Origin of the sequence: Phormidium pseudopriestleyi FRX01 (genome assembly GCF_017313335.1) — a bacterium.
Taxonomy (GTDB): Bacteria; Cyanobacteriota; Cyanobacteriia; order Cyanobacteriales; family Laspinemataceae; genus Laspinema; species Laspinema pseudopriestleyi.
Genome location: NZ_JAFLQW010000438.1, coordinates 1 through 6,070 on the forward strand (window position 1 = coordinate 1; position 6,070 = coordinate 6,070).

5 protein-coding genes and 2 pseudogenes are annotated in these 6,070 nt (G+C 47.3%); 6 read left to right on the top strand and 1 reads right to left on the bottom strand.

The genetic code is table 11. From position 1 onward, the window contains the following. Positions 1 to 1,907: 1,907 nt before the first annotated feature. From J0895_RS16465 to J0895_RS16475, 5 genes and pseudogenes are all read left to right on the top strand, one after another. Positions 1,908 to 3,272 (top strand): CmpA/NrtA family ABC transporter substrate-binding protein, encoded by a 1,365-nt coding sequence (locus J0895_RS16465; RefSeq protein ID WP_207089131.1) that lies wholly within the window; start codon positions 1,908 to 1,910, stop codon positions 3,270 to 3,272. A gap of 90 nt (positions 3,273 to 3,362) precedes the next feature. Then, positions 3,363 to 3,632: a hypothetical protein gene (locus J0895_RS26815; protein ID WP_340643539.1), complete on the top strand. Its 270-nt coding sequence runs from the start codon at positions 3,363 to 3,365 to the stop codon at positions 3,630 to 3,632. A 12-nt stretch (positions 3,633 to 3,644) separates the two neighbouring features. After that, positions 3,645 to 4,130, top strand: a pseudogene (ntrB, locus tag J0895_RS26820) (nitrate ABC transporter permease); the annotation flags it as partial. Beyond that, entirely contained in the window at positions 4,085 to 4,441 is a 357-nt protein-coding gene (locus J0895_RS26445; protein WP_340643540.1) for an ABC transporter substrate-binding protein, read from the top strand. The pseudogene ntrB and the gene J0895_RS26445, both read left to right, overlap by 46 nt. Then, complete coding sequence (locus tag J0895_RS16475) at positions 4,365 to 5,150, top strand: CmpA/NrtA family ABC transporter substrate-binding protein (RefSeq protein WP_277989855.1); 786 nt, start codon at positions 4,365 to 4,367, stop codon at positions 5,148 to 5,150. Before J0895_RS26445 ends, J0895_RS16475 begins: the two co-directional genes overlap by 77 nt. Before the next feature lie 124 nt (positions 5,151 to 5,274). Here J0895_RS16475 and J0895_RS16480 read toward each other — a convergent pair. Continuing rightward, a pseudogene (locus J0895_RS16480) lies at positions 5,275 to 5,559 on the bottom strand (transposase); the annotation flags it as partial. Between the two features lie 127 nt (positions 5,560 to 5,686). Here J0895_RS16480 and J0895_RS16485 point away from each other — a divergent pair. Beyond that, positions 5,687 to 5,860 carry a hypothetical protein gene (locus tag J0895_RS16485; RefSeq protein WP_207089133.1) on the top strand — a complete coding sequence of 58 codons (174 nt, stop codon included), beginning with the start codon at positions 5,687 to 5,689 and terminating at the stop codon, positions 5,858 to 5,860. Positions 5,861 to 6,070 lie beyond the last annotated feature (210 nt).

The window sequence follows — 6,070 nt, forward strand, 5'->3', positions numbered from 1 at the left end:
ATGTAGGGTTTTGGTCTCCAAACCCTTTCCGGTGATGTAGGGTTTTGGTCTCCAAACCCTTTCCGGTGATGTAGGGTTTTGGTCTCCAAACCCTCTGTAGTGGCTAGATCCTTCCTCTAGGTTTTGCTAGAATCAAACAGCCCTACCTGGGATGGGGGGAGTAAGAAAGATTCATAACAAGATTGTTGAAAATTTGAAAAATAGTATAACCTGAGACGATCCAACCCAGGGAAGCGATCGCCTCGTTTCTGGTACTCCCGAATAAATTCCCTTCAGAGCTTTTCTTAAGTATAATAAATTAGCGGTTAAAGTTTATTCGGGCTGACGCACAGACGCTATTTTTAGGGAAAACTTTCATCCCACCAATTCTCTAAAAGCCAAGAATAAAGCAGTTGCATAAGTCCGGTTTATCGGTGTTATCCTGGGAGCCTATGCTCTGGCCGGACTTACGGAGCGATGCGATCGCCAGTAGAGGCAATTATGAAAAAACCCATATTTAAACGAGGTCAATTTCATGCTGATGCGGAAGTCCTAACTCTGGGTTAAATCTGATCGTTGCCCTCGCCTTAACTCTTCTATAGCAATCCTAAATAATTTATGACATAATCCGCTCCCCTCTCCCCCTTTGGGCCGCCGACGAGAAAGGGGTGAGGGCATTCCACAACTGATAAAGGATCGGATATATAAGTAGAACCTCTTATCGGTTCCATCTTATCGATACTATCAGTCTAGTTCGTAGTATCAGTTAAATGCGATCGGTTTAACTCCTTCATAAGTATAACAACTTAAGGGGTCAGCCTTATTGATACTATCAGTCTAGTTCATACCCGGGGTTAAATCAGCTCGTCACGACTACCATAACCCTTGTAGTGGGCTTCTTCGGCTTATTTTCGGCTTTCTATTATGGTGGTTGAGCGGTTTTCACCTAGACAGAGAAACCAGAAGAAATCCTTATATAGCAGCTCCTTTATCAGTTGTGGAATCCCCTCACCCCCAACCCCCTTCGACCCTTCGACCGGCTCAGGGCTCAGGGCTCAGGGCTCAGGGCTCAGGACAGGCCTCTCCCAAAGGGGGAGAGGGGAGCGGATTATGTCATAAATCATTTAGGATTGCTATAGCCACTATTTAATATTAATTTAAACTTTGATGGAAATAATCGATCCACTTATCCTATAACTGTAGTAAACTTACGTTTAACCGATTCCCGGCAGAGTAACGAGCGATAGATAGAGCTTGTCGGTCCTCCCCACTTGTCAATCCTGAGAAACAGAACTGACAAACCGAGTTAACAGACACAAGAGAAACACGGTAGGGCTGGTAGCCTCGCGCTCTAAAGATGCTATGTGGAAAGCCCACACGAGCGGTTTTAACCGCCTACACTGTAGTCTAACCATGATGAGGGTCGTTAATGTAGCGCTCTATCGCATTTTTCTGCAAAACTCTACTCTTATAGAGTATCATTAGGCAAAGGCAAGTTTTCTGGACAATGATGTGCTACCCAAATTCGGTGAAAAACCGGCAACAGTGGCAGTAAGCCCGGAAAACGTGTAAAGCGTGGATTGTTTAGAACTGGAACGTTTGGATATATCAATGCGGGCTGTAATGGCGCGCGTCATATCCTTCGCCAGCTAAACGTAAAGGGAAAGTTCAAATTAGATTTGAGCGGACTTATTAGAGGCACTTTGAGCAGCGCCCATCAGAATTAGGCTTTGGTCTAAGGCTGTGCAAGAATCCCCATGTCTTTAGACATCGGGAGTGTCAATTCATTCTTTCTTTCGGCAAAAGCATCTCTCGAATTTGCTGGGAATCAAAGATCCTCAAATTCACGGTTTCACCCTTAGCAACAAAAGCGCATCCTCGATTCCATGCGGCATCGTATTGGCATGGGGAGCGTTGTAGGAGATTCTATGTCTAATTTTTCCGATCCAGTCTCACGACGTAAGTTTCTTCTCACCGCTGGAGCTTCCGCTGTAGGTTCAGTATTTCTCAAAGGCTGTTTGGGCAATCCTCCGGAACCCCCCGGGACCAGAACTAGCACTACAACCCAAATTCCAGCGGTGAATGTCAACGCCGCCGATGCGCCAGAAACGACTCAAATCAAGCTGGGATATATTCCGATTGTGGAAGCCTCTCCCCTAATCATTGCGCAAGAAAAAGGCTTCTTTGCTAAATATGGGATGACTGATGTAGAGGTTTCCAAACAAGCAAGCTGGGGGGCAGCCCGGGATAACGTAGAAATCGGTTCGGCAGGAGGTGGTATTGATGGCGGACAATGGCAGATGCCGATGCCGCATTTGATTTCTGAAGGACTGATCACCAAAGGAAATCAAAAAGTGCCGATGTATCTATTGGCGCAGTTGAATACTCATGGGAATGGAATTGCGATCGCCAATATGCATTTGGGTAAAGGAATCGGACTGGATATCACCCCAGCGCGAGACTACATTCTCAGCCTCAAAGATACAGGGGCTCCGTTTAAAGCGGCTCATACATTCCCGAAAGTCAACCAAGATTTTTGGATTCGCTATTGGTTAGGTGCTGGTGGTATCGATCCAGATAACGATATCGATTTGTTGGCGGTCCCCTCGGCACAAACCGTGGCAAACATGAAAACTGGCTCAATGGATGCCTTCAGTACCGGAGATCCTTGGCCGTACAGAATTGTCGCCGATAATATTGGCTTTATGGCGGCATTAACCGCAGAAATTTGGAAATACCATCCCGAAGAATATTTGGCGATTAGAGCCGATTGGGCAGACCAACATCCCAAAGCCACAAAAGCATTATTAAAAGCAGTCCTCGAAGCGCAACAGTGGTGCGATATCCGGGAAAACCGCGAAGAACTCTCGGCCATTGTGTCCAAAGCGGGATACTTCAACGTGCCCCAAGCCCTACTTATTCCTCCGTATAAAGGAGAGTACAAAAAGGGTGATAATCAACCCGATATCAACGATACGAACATGGGACCGTTGTATTGGAAAGACGAAATTGGGAGCGTCTCCTATCCTTACAAGAGCCACGATCTATGGTTTCTCACAGAAAGCGTTCGCTGGGGCTTTTTGCCACCGGAGACATTAGGGAATGCTAAGACGATTATTGATAAAGTCAATCGCGAAGACCTTTGGCGGGAAGCTGCTGCAGACATTGGGGTGCCAGCCAGCGACATTCCGACTAACACCTCCCGAGGCATTGAAAAGTTTTTTGATGGGAAAGAATTCGATCCGGAAAATCCCCAGGCTTATCTCGATAGTTTGGTGATTAAACGCATCTAGTTTTGGGGGGGCTAATTGAAGCAATTCATTGAAAAATGGACAATTAGCAGGTAGTTTTCGACCGATTAAATAGGAAGAGAGAGTTTTGAGATGACGGCCAATATTGAAAGACCATCAACTGGATTTAATTTCCAAAAAGCGATCGCAACGTTCTGGAAAAAAAACTCCAAAGAAGTGATACCCCCGGTGATCGCCATCTTCATTTTCCTCGCCGTGTGGCAGCTATTGGCTGTGGTGGGACTGACCAAACTACCCGGACCGCTGGAAATATTTACGAACGAACGGACCCGAGTTTATTTGATGTATCCCTGGTTCGATCGCGGAGGAATAGACAAGGGTCTGTTTTGGCAAACGTTTTAAAGTTTAAAACGGGTTATAATTGGGTATTCGTTAGCTGCGGTAGTCGGGATTAGCGTCGGAATTTTAATTGGCCTCAATCCATTGATTAATAAAGCCTTAGATCCCCTCTTCCAGTTTCTAAGGACCGTGCCGCCTTTGGCCTGGGTTCCCCTTTCTCTGGCCGCCTTACAACAAAACGCACCGGCTGCACTTTTTGTAATTTTCATTACAGCAATCTGGCCGATTTTGATTAATACTGCAGTAGGTGTGCAGCAAATTCCCCAGGATTACATCAATGTTCGCAAAGTCTTGCAATTGTCGAACAAAACCTTTTTCTTTAAGATTTTGATTCCCTCAGCCCTACCCTATATTTTTACGGGATTGAGAATTGCGATCGGGTTGGCATGGTTAGCAATTATTGCTGCGGAAATTGTCATGTCAGGGATTGTAAAAAACTACGAGCCCGAAAAACCGTGGCGATCGCCCGTCACGGATTGGAAAAAGTCAACCTGGAAATAGGCTTCGTCCCCCTGAGTGCCTGCGCCCCCCTAGCAGTCGCCAACGAACTGGGTTTCTTCCCCAAACACGGACTCGATGAAGTCACCCTCGTGCGCGAAACCAGTTGGCGCGGGATCGTCGATGGCATGGTCGGTGGCTACCTCGATGCCGCGCAAATGCCCTCCGGAATGCCCCTGTGGTTAACCCTGGGCGGCCATGAAAACCGACCCCTCCCCCCTAGTCAGCGCTCTAACCATGACCCGCAACGGCAATGCCATCACCCTGTGCAAGCGCTTCTACGATCGCGGGATATACACTCTGTCCGATTTTAAAGCCTACCTCCAAGAATCCCCCCAATTGCAGCATCCCATGGGCATGGTGCATCCCTCCTCTATCCACAATTTGCTCCTGCGCTACTGGTTAGCCTCCGGTGGCATTGACCCCGATTTCGATGTCTCACTCAAAACCATCCCCCCAGCGCAAATGGTGGTGGATCTGCAAGCGGGAACCATCGATGGATTCTGCGTGGGAGAACCTTGGAACCAACGGGCCGCAATGGAAGGCGTCGGCTTTACCATCGCCACAGACTTGGAAATTTGGCCGGGACACCCCGGCAAAGTCCTCGGCGTGCGCGAAGATTGGGCGAACGCTTATCCCAACACTCACATCGCCTTAGTCAAAGCCCTCCTGGAAGCCTGTCAATACTGTGCGGATCCCGAAAACTCAGAAGAAGTCCGCGAGATTGTTGCCAGTCGGGAATACGTCAATACCAAGGAAGAATATATTTTACTGGGCAATCCCAACTCCGATACCTGTAGCTTAGATCCGAAAACCGCTGAGTATGCTCATCATATATTTCACGGGCCCGGGGTGAATCGCCCCAGTCGTACCGAGCATTTATGGCACATGACTCAGATGGCTCGTTGGGGTGATACGCCATTCCCGCGCAACTGGTTGGAAATCCTGGAACGAGTCTGTCGCGTCAGTGTGTTCAGCACAGCCGCCCGTGAGCTAGGCGTCCTCGATACTAAATATATTTGATGCAAACTAAAGGTTATGAACTGCATCATTCGACCGATCATATCAAAAGATAAGCTGTTTCTCTGGGAAATGTTGTACCAGGCACTTCATGTTCCCGAAGGGCAATCTGCGCCGCCTCGTGAGGTTATTCGCCTTCCTGAACTCGCGCGTTATAGCGGTTCGGTGGACTCATTCGCGTACAGTAACAGCAATGAGCAAACCAATTGCGAATATCTTGTTGAGTGACTTGCTGCATTGCTTCTGTAATACCAATAACTAAATCTTCATAGTTTCTAGGTTGAAATTTTTTGAGGATTTCTTTTGATTTTGACCAAAAATTTTCAATCGGAGAAAATTCTGGAGAATAAGGAGAGAGGTAGATAAGTTTTGCTCCAGCTTCTTGAATAGCTTCTTCAACTATCTGGGGGAGCATCTCAGTTTTGCCGCCCTCACCCTAAATCCCTCTCCCAAAGGGGGAGAGGGACTGAGGGTGAGGGCTTCTCCCTTTTTTGGAGAATGGGGCTCCGGGGGATGAGGGCAGACTGTCCAAACATCGGATGCACCCGACGAAACTGGGTTGGTTTATCGATCCACAAGACCGATTAATGATGGTATTTAGCGGCGATCGCCTACCCAGCATTAAAGCAGAATCGGATATTCTGCCTGTTTTAAGCAGTTTTACAGATTGGGAATTATCCGTTAATCAAGTTTTTGAGTTATTAAGTTTTTAAAGCTATAAAATCATCTCCAAAAGAGGGAAAATCCGGAAAAATGCCTTTCAAAGTATCACGCCGGATACATGATTGGCATTAGCTTGGCTTGAATCGCTGACGGATGAGACGATAGAGGATTAACCCAATAAACCAAACCAGGGCAAAGGGAAAGGCGACAATGCCACCGATAAAACACACCATCAGATGAAACTTGCCACGTTGCGCGAA

Excerpts from the sequence above, each read along its gene's own strand:
- J0895_RS16465 (WP_207089131.1), top strand. The coding sequence starts at position 1,908 with ATGTCTAATTTTTCCGATCCAGTCTCACGACGTAAGTTTCTTCTCACC.
- J0895_RS26815 (WP_340643539.1), top strand. The coding sequence starts at position 3,363 with ATGACGGCCAATATTGAAAGACCATCAACTGGATTTAATTTCCAAAAA.
- J0895_RS16475 (WP_277989855.1), top strand. The coding sequence starts at position 4,365 with ATGACCCGCAACGGCAATGCCATCACCCTGTGCAAGCGCTTCTACGAT.
- J0895_RS16485 (WP_207089133.1), top strand. The coding sequence starts at position 5,687 with ATGCACCCGACGAAACTGGGTTGGTTTATCGATCCACAAGACCGATTA.